Source organism: Lysinibacillus sp. EB271-A1-10B (genome assembly GCF_058791335.1).
In genome coordinates this window covers 98,562-115,868 of record NZ_JBYTDL010000002.1, presented here as the reverse complement: position 1 = coordinate 115,868, position 17,307 = coordinate 98,562, and the positions used below count along the sequence as shown (strand labels likewise).

Below are 17,307 nucleotides of genomic sequence, written 5' to 3'. Positions count from 1 at the left end.
CAATAAGAAAGGACTAACAAGCTATGACTTCTAAAATAATACTACAAAATGAAAGCACCAATAGGCGCTATTCCATATCAAACAACACTCTTATTCACCTTCCTAGCAACTCTTCAAAAAACATGATTCTACATGGTATTAAGCAAGGTAAAGAGATTCAGTTGGATACTTCTTTTAATAGACATAAGTATGTAAATGAAACACCTGTTGCCAATTTAACTGGTAAGGTATTTACTCAAGATATTAGTGAAATCAATACTTTAGCTATAAAAGAGGTGAAATAAATGGCAACAACAGAACAATTAATGGCACAATACGGTGTCGCATGGTTTAACTTTGATGAACCAAGTGGTAATGTTTATGACAAACTAGGTAACAATTATATAGGTACAGTCACAGGAGCTACCAGAGTTGGAGGTTGGAATGGCGAAGGTAGTTCTATGAGTTTTAGTAATAACTCATTAGTATTGTTCAATAATAAACTACCATTAGGAGCAAAAACAATAAAGTTTAAAATGAAGTCTACTAAAAATGGGAACTATCAGACTCCTATGTCTACATGTGCAAGTGGTAGTACAAACTCTATTGGACATTATATTTCTATAACTCCAACTGGCACTCTCAACTGGATACACTATAAATCATCATTGACTACTAATTTCGTGCTATCGACTACCTCAGATGTACTAGATGGTAAATGGCATGAAATTATGTTTACATGGACAGGTAGTGTATCTGGACTAGGAGCAAAATTGTATGTGGATGGTAATTTAGAAGCCTCAGTTACTCCAACAGCAAATGACACATTAGATTATTCAAACATTTGTTTTGGAAGATACAATCTAACAAGTAGTCAATATTGGTTACCATACATAGGTCAACTGGATGATTTCCAAATTTATAATAAGACTCTTTCTCCTTCTAATTTTACACAAAAACGACTAGTAGTTAAATCAACAGACGATATAAATCTTGTTTTGCTGAAAGATAGAATAAGAGAGATTCCAAACTTAGACGAAATCTTATTATTGGACTATGGCGGTGTCATAAAAGAGATTGACTCAGCAGTTGATAGTACACCAATTGATTTCACTAAAACTACAACTAAATATGAGATTGCGACTAATAACAGAGCAACATTAGGTAAAGGAAGAATGTTTACTATTCCTATTGGTAGTAATTTTAAAACAGCAATGATTGAGGGTAACTATTAAGCTAGTTATCCTTTTATTATGGAAAAATATTGGAGGTCAATACAATGGCTAATAGTAAAGATAATTTAAGTAAATATGGTAAAGCATTTATTGGTTTTGATGAACCAAGTGGTAATGTTATGGATTCCATTGGTGGTTACACAGGCACAGTTACGGGTGCAACTAGAGTAGGTGGTTGGAATGACAAAGGAAATGCTATGAGTTTTAATGGTATTAATCAATTTGTTGAATTTAATGGTCAATTAATTCCTCTTGGTGCAAAAAGTATTAGATTCAAAATAAAGATTGCTAACAATGAACTCCGACAACTTAGAGTGATAGATGCCTCACAATCTGTGAAAGATGGAATGTCTATATTAACTCTAAATGGAGGAATACGACTAGTATTAAGAACGAGAGATAATGTTGCAGAATATTATTTTGATTCAAATAAAAAAATAGCTGACAATAGTTGGCATGATATTTTAATTATTTGGGATGGAACTAAAAATACAGATAGCATTAGATTTTATATTGACGACATGTCAAAGCCTGACTCTACTTTTGCTCTTTCATATGAGCCGTCAGAAATTTATTCTAATTTATTTATAGGCAAAGCCAATCCTGCGCTAACTGATGCAGATAAATTTATAGGACAGCTAGACTCTATAGAAATCTACGATAGAGTAATCTCCCCTATTCCTGATAAATATCTAGTACAACATAATTCACAATCTAAGTATCACAACGGAACTACGTGGCAGTCCACTACACCAACAGAAGAAAATTTCATTCAATATGGTATGAACAACCTTGACCATATTGAAGAGAAATATTGGAAAGAATTATCAGGAGATAAGTCAGTGATTATGTGGTCTGATTTTGTGGATAAGCAATTAACTTCTGTTGTATTAAATAAAAACGAGTTCAAAGCTCAAGATTTACTTGGTGATAAACCTCAAGTTCTTTACTACACTGACTCTGACGCTTCACAAATCGCTTTAGAGACATCTGTTAACCCTTACAGTGTTTATGACTACATTGGAGAACTCCCTACTGTAGTGGCTTATGTAGAGTCTACAGAAGATATTATTGTATCAACTACTACTGAGCCATTCGACATATACGAGGAATTAGGTGATAGTGTTGAGGTGCTTTACTACACTGATGATGAAGCTGTAAAAGAAGCTGATTTAATCCTCGAAGCGAATTGGTCGCCTGTCGATGAACTAGAAGGTGACTTTGAAGTTGTGACATGGACGGATGAATCCCCTGAGACTGCTAAGAGAGTACTCGAGATGAAAGCAGTTCCAAAACCTCAATTTATTAAACTAGTTAATCCTAAACGTCTTTATGGATATTTAGATGATGTTTTTATTAATGATATCTCTAAATCATATCGTAACGAAGCTAGATATTTTATTGCAGGAGAAGATACTTCCGAATGGTATGTATGGGACAAAAAATCAGAAAAATTTGTAATTGTTGACACTTCTACTGAACAAAATATATTAGATAATGGTATGAAATATTCAGAGCTTAATGATATTACAAATACCCAATGGCACACATGGAAAGGTGAATACTTAAATATTGGTGTGTTCTTAAAAGACAACCCTCGTGACACAATAGTTTCAGTTGTTGAAAGTGTATCATATGAAGATTATCTACCTAGAAACACTGCTGCTATTAAGAATACAAGTCTTTACATCATAAATACAACCGCAAAGATTGATATTTCATTTAATGGTAACATTCTTAAGGGTGTTCTAAGTGATAGCGATTTAACTCGTGTGCATTATCGTGTTCTATTAAACGGTGGGAACTTCTACCCTTCTGATGGCAGTTTCACAAAACTAGGTGAATCGCCTCAAAACATAGAGCTTTTAATTGAAAGCAAAGATATTAAGATTGATGATTGGAACAATCTAAGAGTTGAGTTTCAAGACTTCTTTGGTACTACTGATTATTGGCAAACAAGCTTTATTGGAGCATATACAGGTCTTATGTTTAAAGATGTGTATGGTGAGTATTACTCAAGTGAAATCGGAGAGGTCTTAAAATATCTTGATTTCGGAGTTATTATCGCAGGACAAACTACAATTGAACATGAGGTAATTCTTAAAAATCAGTATGGATATGATGTAAAGAATATACACTTGTTTACAAATACATCTAACTTCCCTACAGGAATGGATGTAGAATTTAGTGAAAATCTTACACCATTCATTCCTAATAAAGAATTGATACTTAATAACATACTTAAAAACAATGAAGAAATGTCATTCTTTATTAGATTAAAAACAACATTGGGCGCAACGCCTGACGCTAATGGTTCTTTTGACATTATCGTAAGAGCAGATAAAGCCTGATCACAATACAATGTGATGGGACGTGGTTATATGGAGGAAACAGCTACGAACAATTCCTCTCAAACTATTGAAGATGAAATTCTAATTGAGCCTTTTAATAGTTCATCTTTTATAAATATTGAATATGAAGTAAATCCAAACAATAAATTTAAAGCAAAATTTAAATTATATGCAGTTGATAATTCGGATATATTAACAGAATTAACTGTAAAGCAATTTGAAAATTCAAATGTGTTTACAGAAATAGTACCTAGAGCTTTTGCTATAAGTGAAAAAGAAACATTTATAAATATTGTATATCGTGGAAACTCAGATGTTGTTACGGAGATACAACCTTACATACATAATTTTATTGAGACAGTAATTGAAATACCTCCTCATAATAGGATGACAGCTATTTATGACGTACAGCAACCACCCATTGTTACGGATATCTTTAATCCTACTCAAGATGCGTTCACTCGTGAAAAATTAGAATATCAATCTATTAACTATGGCGAATATCCATCTATGATAGTTGGACGAAGTGAGGATGATATATGGCGTTCATTTGTACAATTTGATTTAAAGACTATTCATCCATCGTATGTTTTGACTGATGCTAAACTACGTCTATTTTATGAGGGTATAGTTCCGAATGGTATCATTTTAGAATTACTAAATGCAGATAAAGCGTGGTCAGAATATAGTCTCACTCATTTAAATAGACCTACCCCTATTAAGTTAATTTCAAATCAATTTACAATAAATGAAGAATTAAAATTTGTTGAGTTTAACGTATTTGAAGTTGTTAAAGATTGGGTTTCATTAGGACTAATAAACAACGGATTCATAATTCGTACATCTGTAGAAACCTATAGTAATTCGATAACTTTTAAAACTAGAGAGTCGCCTATGTCTCCTGAATTAATTGTTAACTATTTTGATTCAAGGATATTTAGCACTGGTAGAAGTGATGTAATAACAGAATTGTTTGTTTATAAAAATGGTATTTCAAATAAAAATACTGAAATTACAGTCGGCTCTACATATGAGTTCTCCAATAAGGAAGCAATTATTTATGTGCATAGAAAAGAAGTTCCATTAGACGAGGATATATCTACAGAAATCACCATTACTAAAGAATTCGTAACAACTGATCTAATAGTAGCAATTCCTGATAAGAGCGATATAGTTTCATCTGTCAGTGTTAGATTACAAGGTAAAGACGAGAAAGTTATATCAGAAATTACAGTAAATAGACCAGACGTATTAGCTGAAGTAACTTGTGCAAGAAAAGAACAATCTGAATTTATATCAATTATTGCGATTAGTAAACCTAATATTGCAGTTGAAATTACTATTCCTACAAAGGATTCCAGTGATGTCTTTGTTGAGATAGAAGCTAACGATGTTATTTCCACTGAATTACCAACAGAACTCACTATAAGTCGAGAATCAATTGTTACTGAGATTATTCCAAGGGTTAAGATGGATAGTAGTTTATACACTGAAATAACAGCAAATAAAAATACTATTCTAGTTGAAATTAATGTTACTTTTACTAGAGATATTTTAGTTGAAATTGAACCTAGGATTAAAAGTGACATTCCTACTGAAATCAGTGTCTCTAAGCAGAATATAGAAACTGAAATAGAAGCTATGGCAAGTGATAGTAGCGATACAGAAACTGATATTTTTGTTGCTTTTAATAATGGGATCTTTATAGAGATTACTTCAAATGCTTCGAGTCAAATTTCAGCTGAAATTGATGTTAAAGCTATTGATCAGGTAGATGCTGAAATTACTATTTCTAAACCAATAATTTATGTTGATATTACTATTCCAACTAAAGATAAAACAGATGTATTAGTATCAATTGAGCCAAGAATCTTAACTGTAGCCAACATCCATACAATAATTACAGTTAATGGCGGAGTTTCAGGATATGCATTTATTATGTAAGGAAGAAAAGGAGAAAATATAATTATGATGATGAAAAATTATGAAATTGGAGAACTACAGTCATTTTTGTTCAATTTAGTATTAAAAGGTAAAGAATCAAGAATGAGAACACGTTTTATTAGTTTATTAGATAGTCAGGTAGAATTAATAGCAAAAGAAAGACAGTTGTTAATCAATGACTATGCCTCTAAAAACGATGATGGAAGTATCAAAACAGAAATTAAACAGTTTGATAATAAAGAAGGAGAAATTGTATTATTCCCCTCCATTGAAGCTGAAAAAGAAGCTCAAGCTCAAATTTTAATATTAATGAACGAAGATTTTACTATTGAAGAAACTGCCGACAAGATTGAAATACTTAAAACAGTACAAAATAATGTTCTTAACTGTGATTCAGAGTTTAGTGGACAAAAAGCTGTCCTATACAATAGATTTTGTGAAATCTTTGAAGAAATAGATTTACTTGAAGACTGATTCAAAGGAGGTGAGGAAATGCCAGTACAAGTAGAATACATAGATTACAACGAAACAATTAAATCTGCAAAAGTTCCAATCGAGAAAGATATTTATCAATTGATTACACCTATCGTGAAAAAAGTAGAAACAAATGGACAAATTGAAATTGAGCGTTATGTTGAAATTGCTACTCATGATGAACGTCTAAGTAATATTATTACAAAGCGATATTCTCAAAAAGAAATGCTAGAAATGATTCGTATTTATCAAAGAATGGTTAAAGAAATAATGACTGAAGATGTTAAAAATCATTCTAAGTGTTAAAAAATTAACTAACAAAATACATAATAACAAAATTAGAAAAGAGGAATTTTATTTATGAAATTAGTTATTACAAATGATTTAAAGAACAATATTTATACTGTTAAAGTAGATATTACCGATGTGAAACCAGAAGACACTGAATTATTTAGTGACTACGGAGAACAACGTATTGATGTTTCTGCTGTCATTAAAAAGCCTGAAGTTAAAGAAATTGATAATGAAGATGGTACTACTACACCTTCTACAACTGAAACCATTTTAGTTAATGAAGGTTCTTCTTATAAATATATTTTATCAGATTTTCCAATTACCAAATCTTTCTCTACTTCGCAATATGGGAAGGATACGGAGTATATTGCTAAAGAATATGGGAAACTCATTGAAACAAGAGTTAAAACTATTATTGATGAACTAAAAGCGAAACCTGATGAATTTTCAGGTAGTCGTGAAGTAATTCTTTAGATTTAATAAAAGACACATATTATTTAAAATACACAGTATATTAATACAAAAATGCCGTATAAACATAGTATAAATCATTCTTTCGTGTATCAATATACATTTAAATTAAAAGTGAATCAGGAAATTCAGTTTAGAGTAGGTGTGAGGTCATTCTCCCCCTACTCTTTTATTATTTTGATAAAAGTCGGTGATTAAATTGGATAATGAAAGACTAGTCGGTGAAAGACTGGCAAGCGTGGAAACAGAATTAAAAAATCAAGACAATAGACTTTCTAATATGGAAAAAGATAAAGAGTTGCTTTATCGTATAACAGTTGTATCTGAACAACAGCAAGAAATGAATAAAAATCAACAAAATCAGATTAACGAGATGAATAAAAATCAACAAATCCAACATAACAAAATGAATGAAACATTCAACAACATTAATATCAATTTGACTAAATTAAATATGTCTCAAGATGAGTTACAAAACAATGTTAAAACTATCGGTAAACGTGTTGATGGTATCGAAGAAGACTTAAAGATTGAATCTGATAAAGGGTCACTTAAATTTAATGAAATTTTTTCTAAATATCTTATGTGGTGGATTATGATTCCATCTGTAATTATTGGTGGTTTGATACTTTTAATATTTGCACTATAAGAAAGGAAATGATAAAGATGAAAATTAACTGGAAAGCTCGTATTTATAATCATCATTTTTGGATTGCTATTGGTATTGTATTTTTTACTAACTTGTTTGCAATGGCAGGTGTCTCTTTAGAAGATGTGACAAGTTGGAGTAAATTAGGTGGTTTAGTTTTTGACGCTTTAAAAAATCCAAATATCTTTATTAATTTGTGTGGAATTATTTATTTAGCGGTAATTGATTTTACCACTAAAGGTATTAGTGACAGTGCATTAGTGATGAGTCGATTACAAACAAAAAGTACTACTAATAAATAGATCTTTCATAGGTTTAATTTTATTTTGTATTTATTATTACTTGTTGAAAATAACACAAGAAAAAAGAAAGGATGAATAGCAATGGTGACAGTTAAACAGAACCTATTACCTTCAAATAAATTTAGTATCAAGTGTCCTTATACTATGAATGCTGAGTTTATTACAATACATAATACTGCAAACGATGCATCTGCAAGAAACGAAATACTGTACATGATTAACAACAATAATCAAGTGTCTTACCATTTTGCAGTTGACGATTTAGAAATTATTCAAGGTATACCATTGAACCGTAACGCATGGCATTGTGGGGATGGTCAAGGAAACGGCAATAGAAAGAGTATTGGGATTGAAATCTGCTACTCTAAGTCTGGTGGAGAACGATACATAAAAGCTGAAGAAAACGCTGTGAAATTAGTTGCACAATTGTTGAAGGAGCGTAAATGGGGTATCGAACGAGTTAAAAAACACCAAGATTGGTCAGGTAAGCATTGTCCTCATCGAATTTTAGATGAGTGCCGTTGGAATAGCTTTTTAAAACGTATAGAAGATGCAATGAGTAACAAAAACGAAGTGATTGAAAAGGATGATGATAAAATGCAATTTTCAAATGAGACAACTAAAACAGCAGTACGTGACTATATTAAACAATCTGTAGACAAAAAGCTAATTGATAAGTCATGGTTAGATAAATTTGATGATGGAACTATGACAAATGGTGATTATGAAGGCTTAAAAATCATCATTGCACAACGTAGTAACTAAAATGTAAACAATGGTATTACAGGTGGTTCAAACACACAAGATTGTGTGATTTGCGAACAAGTGGTGACAATGATTTATCGTATGGATCAATTCAATAATAAGAAATTTAAATAGTTAAAATTACATATATCAGTACAGTGTACAAATAGCATTATAATCAAATACATATTATAAAAGGTATTTGATTATTAATTAGATGAGTCAATATTTAATTTTATCACTACAAAAAGTAATCTCACTATAGATTTATTATCTTAGGCATGGTATTATAGCAGAGGTCTAACGGTTAACTTAACTGTAATACTAGGTCAGAACCAATTTTAATCCCTATCCAATTATTATTTGCGGATAGGGATTTTTATTTTAATGCATGAAAGTATCATACATATCATTATTATTCGCAAGCATTAGCATTAATTTAATTCTCGCCTTTTTCGCATCAAAATCTCCTCCCATAATAACTCCAATTTCCTTAAGGTTATTTGCACTACCATAGTAATCGTACGAAGGAAATACCCTACCTTCTTCAGTAGAAGTTGTTAATGCGATTTTGACATTCTTTTCAATTAACTTCTCAATTGATTTTGTCATACTTGGTGTTATTTGCCCTCTACCAGAACCAACTAAAACTATTCCATCAATATCAGATGTATACAGTGCATCTAATACAAAGCCTGTGCATCCTAAATAAGCGTTGACAATCTCAACGTTTGGATAGTTTTCTTTTAAATCATAACATTCTCTTTTAGTTGGCTTTTGATAAATCACAACCTCATCATTATCAATGAACCCTAATCTTCCATACCCTATAGAACCAAAACCATTTATACTTGAAGAGTGAATTTTCTTCACGTATTTAGAATGTAAAATTTCATCATTGAAAACTACAACAGTACCTAAATTATTTGCGTTTTCATTTGAAGCTACAAGAATAGAATTTCTTAAATTTGAATAAACGTCTGTTCCAATGTCTTCTGGTGATTTTTGAGAACCTGTAACTACAATTGGTCTAGTATCGTTAGTTGTTAACTCCAAGAAGTATGCAGTTTCCTCTAAAGAGTCCGTACCATGAGTAACTACTATACCGTTAACATTTTCATCCTTAAGTTGCTCGTTTATAGTTCGTGTCAAGGTATTAAGATTGTCAAAAGTCATATGCATTGATGGTAAATGGAATAAATCAATTAATATTATTTCAATATCACTTTCTAAATTACACATTGAAAGAATTTCACTTCCGTCTAATACACCAGATTCTAACTTACCTGAATTATTTCTTTTACTGGCTATAGTCCCACCAGTTGTAATCAATACTACTTTTTTTGTCATTTTTGATTCACCTCTCCAACATTATATAGTATAGTCATGCTTATTTCACCTTGTATTTATGTATTGTGGATAACTATTGAACTGCTATCCACATCTTATGAAGCCTTATATATCAACATTTACAGGGGATAGGCTAACTGTGCATTTTAAAACATATATGAATTACTGTACATACTAGTTCAGTAAATACCTTCCAGTCACCTCAGTATGGCCCGATCGGACTTATTACAAAATCAAGAATTTTATTTCATCATGCTCCTATCGGCCGTCAATATGTAGATATTGATGGATTATCAAAACGAGTAGCCATGCTGAAAGTGTACGCTGGCATGGAGGCTGATTTACTTGATGTAGTATTAGCATGTAAATATGATGGCGTTGTATTAGAAGGCCTTGGACAAGGCAACGTCCCTCCATCAGTAGTGAAAGGTATTGAAAGTCTTATAGAGCGCGGTATTCCAGTTATACTCGTATCCCGCTGTTTTAATGGTATCGCAGAAGGTGTCTACGGCTATGATGGTGGTGGCAAAATGCTCGAAGATCTAGGAGCTATATTTGCAACCGGCATTAATGGTCAAAAGGCTCGATTAAAATTATTAATTGGGCTCAATAAAGTTGGAGCGCCTATTGATTTAAAAGAATTTTTCATGTAAGGCTAATGTATTCGATATTCACGTTGGCTTATGCATCTATAATTTGCTTATCATAACCTAAAATATTATGTAACCGATCGATTGCTATAAAAATCCGGCTGAATAACAGACAGCTGTACGATTTTTCTTCGACGTAAGTATTGGCTATCCGCATGAACATAAAAACCATTTAAATTTAAATCTCTCTGCAGATTTGCTAAATCCTTAGGAAGCTGTAAAGTGATGAGCATAGTTGAAACGTGATAGTGCATGAATGATAGCTGCTGCAATGTTATCAATTATGCCTCGGCATAATTGCGTCCGGAATCGACTTTGTGCTTAGGCCTGCAGATGCTTTTTGTGCGAAAGCGCAGTGCTAACGTAGCGTCAGCAACACGAGGGCCGACACGATGTCGGTCATTGCGGTAATGCCACAGGACGTGGCGTTTTTACCGATGCAGGTCAGTTAGCCGTTATCGCATGGATGCGATAACGGCTAACATCCCCTAAGAATTCATTTCAGATTCCGTGACATCCGCCGGAAGCTTTAACTGTCCATATCTTTTTGGAAAAGCTTGTAATGCTGCAACAAAAAGCACCTTTTCCAATCACACTACCTGCATTTCTAGCCCCTAGGTTTTTACTTCTTTCTTCCTGTAAATTAACACCATATACTTTTCCAACAAAACAGGCCCTCATAAAGTTCCCTACAAAATAACTTATCAACCAATATAATTCAATCATTCCTTCACACCTTTTTTATCAACTTCGATTTGATTAGAGAAATTACTTATCATCATCATAACGTGGGGTTGATTTCCGTTTCTGGTGGGCCTTTCATAGGGAGCGTTGGATGACCACCTCTCTCTATATCCGTCACTTCGGCTCTTCTTTCCGAAAAAAAGCTGTATAAGCAGCTTACTTGCCTATACAGCTCCTATTGCTATTTTTCTTTTTCTACAATTGTCTTCGCAATACAATCGCCATGGAAACGACCATTTTCAATAAAAATTTCATTGGCATTATTTCCAGCTGCAATAACTCCTGCAATGAATAATCCTTCTACATTTGTTTCCATAGTTTCCGGATTAAAGAACGGACGACCCGTTTCATCATCAATAGAGACACCCATTGCTCGAATAAATGAATGATCAGGATGATAGCCTGTCATCGCAAAAACAAAATCATTTTTTATAGTTTTCTTGCTGCCATCAATTTCTACTACGACCTCCTGCTCACGGATTTCCAGTATATTTGTATTGAAATGCATTTGGACTTCATCATTTCGTACTAGTCCTTCAAATTCTGGTAAAACCCATGGCTTGATGCTAGGTGAATACTCACTACCACGATAGACAACAGTAACGCGAGCTCCTGCCTTATTCAACTCAAGCGCTGCATCTACTGCCGAATTTTTCCCGCCTATTACAAGAACATCAGTATCAAAAAATTCATGTCCCTCTTTAAAGTAATGGTAGACTTTCGGTAATTTCTCACCTGGAATGTTTAAATAATTTGGATGGTCATAGTAGCCTGTTGCAATCACCACATAAGCTGTTGTATAAACTTCTTTATCTGTCGTTACTGTAAACATCTCTCCATTTTTCACAACGCTATCTACTTTCTCGAAGCGATTTATTTGGATATCCTTCAAACGCACAACTTCTCGATAATAAACAAGTGCTTGGTTTCGCTTTGGTTTACGGCCTTCAATAATAAAAGGGACATCGCCGATAGCTAGTCGTTCACTCGTACTAAAAAAAGTTTGATGTGTAGGGTAATTATAAATCGCATTTACGATATTTCCTTTTTCAATGACAATTGGCTTTAAACCAATATTTTGCAAGGCTATTGCTGCTGCTAAACCACATGGGCCTCCTCCAACAATAATTGCATCTACTTGCTGCATTTCTTGACACTCCTATCAACTTTGTATTAGCAATATACTAATACTTTACTTTTAACTTCTTTCAGCAAATATCTTTTGTAGCGAAAGCGAAGCGACAGCAACACATGACTCAGTGACCAACTTCATGTTGTTGCTGTCGCTTCGCTAGCACTGCGCTTTCGCACAGAAAACATTTGTTGGCCTAAAGCCTCCGGCGGATGTCACGGAAATCGGAAAGGAGTTCTGAGGGGATGTTAGCCTAAAACCATCGCATCCATGCGATAACGGCTAACTGACCTGCATCGATAAAAACGCCACGTCCTGTGGCATTACCGAAATGACCGACATCGTGTCGGCCCTCGTGTTGCTGACGCTACGTTAGCACTGCGCTTTCGCACAAAAAACATCTGCAGTCCTATGCACAAAGCCGATTCCGGACGCAATTATGCCGAGGCATAATTGATTAATCGGGCTTTTACCGAATAAATCCTTATCGCTTCCATTATACGCCTTCTAACGACTTTTGGTTGTTTATTTATCCGAAACTTCAATGTCAATAATATGACACTGCGGTCTCGCACCAAGTCGGAAAGGTAATAATGTAGTACCGTAGCCGTTGCTTACTAACGTCATCACACCTTCACGCTCTCGATATGAGCCTTTAGGATGCACCCCATATGGGCCAAGTCTAATTTGACCACCGTGTAAATGCCCGCCCATCATTAAATCTGCTTTAAATTTTGCACGGACTTCTGCAAAAACACCAGGGTTATGTGCGATGAAAACAACTAAGTCTTTCTCTTCAACCTTTGCAAATGCTTCATCAAACCTACTTTTCATTATAGACGTGTCTTCAATTGCATTAAGCCAAAAGCGGTTTTTTTTAGGGAGTAATACAGCATCATTGGCAATAATCTGAACACCATGGTCCTGTAAAATACTTCGAAATTGCTCTTCGCCTACTTCTCTGTCATTATTACCCCATATAAAATAAGTTGGTCCTAAAGGCGTTAATAAATTTAGGTTGTCATGAATACGTTGAATAGGTGTACGTCCATCTGCAAAATCTCCACCAATAATAACAGCATCAAATGGACCATCTAACTGCTCAATCATCTGTCGGTTAATTTTGCGTAAATGGGTATCCGAGATAAAAAATAATCGGATCTTTTCCTGTTCACCCTTTAATTGCAATTGATGATGTAAAACATTATTTTCATGTGCAACCTTCAACATATAAAGTCCGAACGCGATGACTACTAAAACAAATAGTCCAAAATAAATCATTCTTCCACTTCTCCCTACGAAAACAAAAAGACGATTCATTTAAAATAAAGAATCGCCTTTTCACTAAATAAGACGTACGCCTTAACCATATTTGGTGTTAACGTTTGTCCATTATTTTATACTCGAAAAACATCATTGCCAAAGAATGACATCTGTTTTCTTATGGTAACTTAATCACTTGCCCAACTGATATATTATTAGAAGACATACCGTTGGCTGCACGGATTTTCGCTAGTGTTGCTTCACTGCCATCACCGTAGTGATTCAATGCAATACGATATAGGTTTTCATTTGTTTTTACAGTATGTGTACTTGCTTTTGCAGATTGTTTTGCTTCTTCTGCTTTTCGTGCTTCCTCAGCCTTACGTGCTTGTTCAGCTTTTCTATCCGCTTCGGCTTGTGCTCTTCTAGCTTCATCGGCTTTTCTAGCTTCCTCTGCATTCTTAGCTACTTCGGCTTTTCTAGCTTCTTCTGCATTCTTGGCTGCTTCGGCTTTTTTCGCTTCCTCTGCTGCCTTCTGTTCTGCTGCTAATTTTTCAGTGTCTTTCTTAGACGTTCCCTTTTCTTTGTCTGCTTTATCGCCATCTTTGTTTTTGTCAGTTAACACAGGTACAGTTTTATTCCCCGAATTGTCAATTTCTACAATTTCCTCTGAAGAATTTTTTTCAGCCTCTTCAATCGTTGATCCAGGTTCATAGAATTTTAAGAAATAGACTAATATTGATAATGGAATTAAGATAAAAATCACAAAAAGAATCGTCATTAATGGCGTTTTTCGTTTTGTATTTTTTGGCTTTTTATTATTACTTCCATTTTTATTCATTCTTGCAACTCTAGATAAAGCTTCCTGTTCTTTTTGTTCTTCTTCAAAAGATTGACGATGTTCTTCGATTTTATCGCGATAATCTTCTTTACTCATTCGTCTTTCCTCCAACCTCACTACGCTTTCTATCATTCTATTATGACGAATTTTGCGAAAAAAGTAAATGACCGTAAATTATAGTCTAAAAAGGGTCTATCACCATAGCTTGGGGTCGATCCGTTCCGACTGGACACTTTCCGGAGGACATCCGCTGAGCCACTTCTCTCGCAAGACTTGCCCTGTGTCACATCTGTGGCGCTTATCCAAGCGGCCGCCCAGTAGAAACAAAGATCAACTTATATGCATACGTTTAACAAATATCATCCACAACTTTTGGTGATAAGCCTCTATAAACCAATTAAAAGTTGTTTTAACCGACTTTTCCATGGAATCATTTCTATTTTCTTCTCTTCCGTCAAGCGTACCTTATTGATTTCATCATAATGGATTCCACAATTTTCACAACAGTTTTCCGGTTTTTTCAGCAATTTTTGCCCAAAATACCCGACTAACTTAGTGCGTATACAGTCTTTTGTCTGAGTCATTTTATGCATTTTATCGATAGCATGATATTTTTCTAGTGCCAAATGATTTAAACGCACTTTCACTTGTTCCATCGTTTCTTGTTGCAGCCAGAAATCAAGCACACGAAAAGCGGTCTCACTTAGTTCTCCATTTTTCAACATTTGAGAAGGGTGTACTTGTTGATTTAGCAGTTCCTGATAACGATCAACATGACCAGCTGTTGGCAAATCGCCTGTTACAACAAATTTCGCAAGTTCCTCGTCGCCATCACTATATAGTAATATAGCGAGCGCTGGTTGACCATCACGCCCTGCACGGCCAATTTCCTGCATGTAATTTTCTACATTAGCAGGCATCGTTTCATGGATGACCTGACGAATATCAGACTTATTGATACCCATTCCAAAAGCATTCGTAGCCACAATCCAGTCGAGCTCTCCGTCAATAAACTGTTGCTGAATAAACTGACGGTCCTCAGCAATATATCCTGCATGATACGCTGCCGCTCTTATACCTGCCTGTATAAGCGCCGCACTATATTGTTCAGCACGCTTCCGCGAGGACATATATAATATACCCGGTCCTGCAGTCTCTTTAACATGCTGCATAATCCAATGTGCTTTATCTGCCCTATCCTCAAATACAACACGCCCAAGATGAATATTAGGCCGATCCACATTGTACAAAAACTCAAATGGCGTATCCAGCGACAATGTATCTCGTATATCATTGACTACTTTATTCGTCGCAGTCGCTGATAAAGCTAAAACAGGTGGCCGATTCACTTGTGAAAACCATTGTCCAATTCGTAAATAATCTGGTCTAAAATCAAAGCCCCACTGTGAAATACAGTGTGCCTCATCCACTACGATAAGACCTAGCTGCATTTGTGAAAGCTTATCTTGAACCTGTTGCTGTAAAAGCATCTCTGGCGAAGTAAAGATAAAACGAAACTGCTCTAAGAAAAGTAACGCATATCGTTTTTCACTTACGGTTAAAAATGAATTTAAGGCAACTACCCTCTTTTCACCAAAGCGTTTTAGCTCCTCTACTTGATCCTGCATGAGAGAAAGCAAAGGAGAAACAATTAAAACCGGCTTCTGCAAAATATATCCTGGCAACTGGTAACAAAGTGATTTCCCCATTCCTGTTGGTAATAAAGCAATTACATCTTTTTTTTCTAAAATTGCTTCTATGACCTCTTTTTGGCCTGGACGAAATGTTGTATAGCCAAAATACTTTGCTAACGTTTGTTCAAGTTCCATTTATACTTCTCCTTTCGCAAGGACAAGCCTTAACTGAAAATAACTCATACCTTCAACTACTTCATGCAATGTTTTTAATTTTTTAGTTTGATAATGTTTCGATGCCTGCCAAACTTTTTCCGCTTCTTCATAAGAGACGAAAGGACCAATCGAAAAGTTCGGTTCATTCATAGCTAATTCTACCAAATGATCCTCAATTGTACTTTGTTTTAATTTCCTTATTCGCACAATCTGTTCAATTGAATAGCCCTGCTCATATAAATGTGCTGTTTGCTGTGCTGAATCAGTTAATAATGCTTTTACTCTTAATCCCTCAGTTATTTTACCGAGCAAGGGACAATCATTTGTCTGATGAACTTCATTTAATAACGTATGTAGCAATTCTATAAACGCTAGTTGACAATCTAAAACTGTTTCCTGTCGTTGACTAGCAAGCTGCTGCCACGTCCACCCTGGTAATCTATGACCACTTAACCGATAGAGAACGAGTTGCTTATTAGCATCTAACAAGGGTAACACAGACAGTACCTGTTCACATTCCTGTAATAATTGTTGCTGTAAATGTCCATCTTGATAGTGATGCTCGACTAAAAAAGTTCGCACCCAGGATTGAATATTCGTATCCCTACTAATAGGAGAAAACGAACGAACCCCAGCACTTTGATAAGATAAACTTTGTACAATTAACGAGAACCTTGCAAAAAATATATGCTCATTTCCCCTATAGTGCCATCCGTCAAATAAAAAGTCAGGCGTCTGCTCCGCTCGCTGTAAACCTAGCTTTTTCATGGAATAGTGACCAGATTCTTGTATTGTTAACCAACTATACTGCAAAAATAATGATACAGCTTCATCAAATGTCTTCCGAGGTAACTTAGGTAATAACCCAAAATAATTATGTAACTTAAATAGGCCAATGTCTTGAATAGTCTGACCTGAGCGCTTTCCTCTTAATACATGATAAGCAGCAGAAATAGTTCGTTCGTTATTTAGTTTTTGAAAGATTTGCAATAAAATTTGATGAAACATAGACGCAAATTCCTCCAATTTAATAG

Annotated in this window: 19 protein-coding genes; 11 read left to right on the top strand and 8 right to left on the bottom strand. The window is 34.5% G+C overall.

What is annotated here, in order from left to right; translation table 11 throughout:
- The first annotated feature begins 23 nt into the window (after positions 1–23).
- The 10 genes from AC3WSK_RS03385 to AC3WSK_RS03340 all read left to right on the top strand — a co-directional run bounded on the left by AC3WSK_RS03385 (position 24) and on the right by AC3WSK_RS03340 (position 8,464).
- Complete coding sequence (locus tag AC3WSK_RS03385) at positions 24–284, top strand: hypothetical protein (protein WP_492414086.1); 261 nt, start codon at positions 24–26, stop codon at positions 282–284.
- Positions 285–1,214, top strand: coding sequence for a LamG-like jellyroll fold domain-containing protein (locus AC3WSK_RS03380; RefSeq protein WP_492414087.1), 930 nt, complete (start codon positions 285–287; stop codon positions 1,212–1,214).
- A 44-nt stretch (positions 1,215–1,258) separates the two neighbouring features.
- Positions 1,259–3,565 carry a LamG domain-containing protein gene (locus tag AC3WSK_RS03375; RefSeq protein WP_492414088.1) on the top strand — a complete coding sequence of 769 codons (2,307 nt, stop codon included), beginning with the start codon at positions 1,259–1,261 and terminating at the stop codon, positions 3,563–3,565.
- A 30-nt stretch (positions 3,566–3,595) separates the two neighbouring features.
- Positions 3,596–5,509: a DNRLRE domain-containing protein gene (locus AC3WSK_RS03370; RefSeq protein WP_492414089.1), complete on the top strand. Its 1,914-nt coding sequence runs from the start codon at positions 3,596–3,598 to the stop codon at positions 5,507–5,509.
- 24 nt (positions 5,510–5,533) lie between these two features.
- The gene (locus AC3WSK_RS03365; protein WP_492414090.1) at positions 5,534–5,983 is read left to right on the top strand and encodes a hypothetical protein; all 450 of its coding nucleotides are present in this window, start codon (positions 5,534–5,536) and stop codon (positions 5,981–5,983) included.
- A gap of 18 nt (positions 5,984–6,001) precedes the next feature.
- Positions 6,002–6,289 (top strand): hypothetical protein, encoded by a 288-nt coding sequence (locus tag AC3WSK_RS03360; RefSeq protein WP_492414091.1) that lies wholly within the window; start codon positions 6,002–6,004, stop codon positions 6,287–6,289.
- 54 nt (positions 6,290–6,343) lie between these two features.
- Positions 6,344–6,751, top strand: coding sequence for a hypothetical protein (locus AC3WSK_RS03355; RefSeq protein ID WP_492414092.1), 408 nt, complete (start codon positions 6,344–6,346; stop codon positions 6,749–6,751).
- A gap of 196 nt (positions 6,752–6,947) precedes the next feature.
- On the top strand, positions 6,948–7,397 hold the full coding sequence (locus AC3WSK_RS03350) for a hypothetical protein (RefSeq protein WP_492414093.1): 450 nt from the start codon (positions 6,948–6,950) through the stop codon (positions 7,395–7,397).
- Between the two features lie 17 nt (positions 7,398–7,414).
- Positions 7,415–7,699: a phage holin gene (locus AC3WSK_RS03345; protein ID WP_492414094.1), complete on the top strand. Its 285-nt coding sequence runs from the start codon at positions 7,415–7,417 to the stop codon at positions 7,697–7,699.
- 81 nt (positions 7,700–7,780) lie between these two features.
- Complete coding sequence (locus tag AC3WSK_RS03340; RefSeq protein WP_492414095.1) at positions 7,781–8,464, top strand: peptidoglycan recognition protein family protein; 684 nt, start codon at positions 7,781–7,783, stop codon at positions 8,462–8,464.
- Between the two features lie 363 nt (positions 8,465–8,827).
- Here the strand turns inward: AC3WSK_RS03340 and AC3WSK_RS03335 are convergent, their stop codons facing one another.
- Complete coding sequence (locus AC3WSK_RS03335) at positions 8,828–9,793, bottom strand: asparaginase (protein ID WP_492414096.1); 966 nt, start codon at positions 9,791–9,793, stop codon at positions 8,828–8,830.
- Positions 9,794–10,101: 308 nt separating this feature from the next.
- Here AC3WSK_RS03335 and AC3WSK_RS03330 point away from each other — a divergent pair, with 308 nt between their 5' ends.
- The gene (locus AC3WSK_RS03330; RefSeq protein ID WP_492414097.1) at positions 10,102–10,446 is read left to right on the top strand and encodes a hypothetical protein; all 345 of its coding nucleotides are present in this window, start codon (positions 10,102–10,104) and stop codon (positions 10,444–10,446) included.
- A 65-nt stretch (positions 10,447–10,511) separates the two neighbouring features.
- Here AC3WSK_RS03330 and AC3WSK_RS03325 read toward each other — a convergent pair whose 3' ends face one another.
- The 7 genes from AC3WSK_RS03325 to AC3WSK_RS03295 form a co-directional block, all read right to left on the bottom strand.
- Entirely contained in the window at positions 10,512–10,724 is a 213-nt protein-coding gene (locus AC3WSK_RS03325) for a hypothetical protein (RefSeq protein ID WP_427482874.1), read from the bottom strand.
- A gap of 220 nt (positions 10,725–10,944) precedes the next feature.
- Positions 10,945–11,169, bottom strand: coding sequence for a glycerol-3-phosphate acyltransferase (locus AC3WSK_RS03320; protein ID WP_079559893.1), 225 nt, complete (start codon positions 11,167–11,169; stop codon positions 10,945–10,947).
- 199 nt (positions 11,170–11,368) lie between these two features.
- A complete protein-coding gene (locus tag AC3WSK_RS03315) occupies positions 11,369–12,334 on the bottom strand; it encodes a YpdA family putative bacillithiol disulfide reductase (RefSeq protein ID WP_492414098.1) in 966 nt (321 codons plus the stop codon).
- Positions 12,335–12,844: 510 nt separating this feature from the next.
- Positions 12,845–13,600 (bottom strand): metallophosphoesterase, encoded by a 756-nt coding sequence (locus AC3WSK_RS03310; protein ID WP_079559891.1) that lies wholly within the window; start codon positions 13,598–13,600, stop codon positions 12,845–12,847.
- 160 nt (positions 13,601–13,760) lie between these two features.
- Complete coding sequence (locus AC3WSK_RS03305) at positions 13,761–14,519, bottom strand: LysM peptidoglycan-binding domain-containing protein (RefSeq protein ID WP_492414099.1); 759 nt, start codon at positions 14,517–14,519, stop codon at positions 13,761–13,763.
- Positions 14,520–14,809: 290 nt separating this feature from the next.
- Positions 14,810–16,252: a RecQ family ATP-dependent DNA helicase gene (locus AC3WSK_RS03300; protein WP_492414100.1), complete on the bottom strand. Its 1,443-nt coding sequence runs from the start codon at positions 16,250–16,252 to the stop codon at positions 14,810–14,812.
- Positions 16,253–17,281, bottom strand: a complete 1,029-nt coding sequence (locus tag AC3WSK_RS03295) for a YpbB family protein (RefSeq protein WP_492414101.1) — start codon at positions 17,279–17,281, stop codon at positions 16,253–16,255.
- Positions 17,282–17,307: the final 26 nt, after the last annotated feature.

Excerpts from the sequence above, each read along its gene's own strand:
- AC3WSK_RS03385 (WP_492414086.1), top strand. The coding sequence starts at position 24 with ATGACTTCTAAAATAATACTACAAAATGAAAGCACCAATAGGCGCTAT.
- AC3WSK_RS03380 (WP_492414087.1), top strand. The coding sequence starts at position 285 with ATGGCAACAACAGAACAATTAATGGCACAATACGGTGTCGCATGGTTT.
- AC3WSK_RS03375 (WP_492414088.1), top strand. The coding sequence starts at position 1,259 with ATGGCTAATAGTAAAGATAATTTAAGTAAATATGGTAAAGCATTTATT.
- AC3WSK_RS03370 (WP_492414089.1), top strand. The coding sequence starts at position 3,596 with ATGGAGGAAACAGCTACGAACAATTCCTCTCAAACTATTGAAGATGAA.
- AC3WSK_RS03365 (WP_492414090.1), top strand. The coding sequence starts at position 5,534 with ATGATGATGAAAAATTATGAAATTGGAGAACTACAGTCATTTTTGTTC.
- AC3WSK_RS03360 (WP_492414091.1), top strand. The coding sequence starts at position 6,002 with ATGCCAGTACAAGTAGAATACATAGATTACAACGAAACAATTAAATCT.
- AC3WSK_RS03355 (WP_492414092.1), top strand. The coding sequence starts at position 6,344 with ATGAAATTAGTTATTACAAATGATTTAAAGAACAATATTTATACTGTT.
- AC3WSK_RS03345 (WP_492414094.1), top strand. The coding sequence starts at position 7,415 with ATGAAAATTAACTGGAAAGCTCGTATTTATAATCATCATTTTTGGATT.
- AC3WSK_RS03340 (WP_492414095.1), top strand. The coding sequence starts at position 7,781 with ATGGTGACAGTTAAACAGAACCTATTACCTTCAAATAAATTTAGTATC.
- AC3WSK_RS03335 (WP_492414096.1), bottom strand. The coding sequence starts at position 9,793 with ATGACAAAAAAAGTAGTATTGATTACAACTGGTGGGACTATAGCCAGT.
- AC3WSK_RS03330 (WP_492414097.1), top strand. The coding sequence starts at position 10,102 with ATGCTGAAAGTGTACGCTGGCATGGAGGCTGATTTACTTGATGTAGTA.
- AC3WSK_RS03320 (WP_079559893.1), bottom strand. The coding sequence starts at position 11,169 with ATGATTGAATTATATTGGTTGATAAGTTATTTTGTAGGGAACTTTATG.
- AC3WSK_RS03315 (WP_492414098.1), bottom strand. The coding sequence starts at position 12,334 with ATGCAGCAAGTAGATGCAATTATTGTTGGAGGAGGCCCATGTGGTTTA.
- AC3WSK_RS03310 (WP_079559891.1), bottom strand. The coding sequence starts at position 13,600 with ATGATTTATTTTGGACTATTTGTTTTAGTAGTCATCGCGTTCGGACTT.
- AC3WSK_RS03305 (WP_492414099.1), bottom strand. The coding sequence starts at position 14,519 with ATGAGTAAAGAAGATTATCGCGATAAAATCGAAGAACATCGTCAATCT.
- AC3WSK_RS03300 (WP_492414100.1), bottom strand. The coding sequence starts at position 16,252 with ATGGAACTTGAACAAACGTTAGCAAAGTATTTTGGCTATACAACATTT.
- AC3WSK_RS03295 (WP_492414101.1), bottom strand. The coding sequence starts at position 17,281 with ATGTTTCATCAAATTTTATTGCAAATCTTTCAAAAACTAAATAACGAA.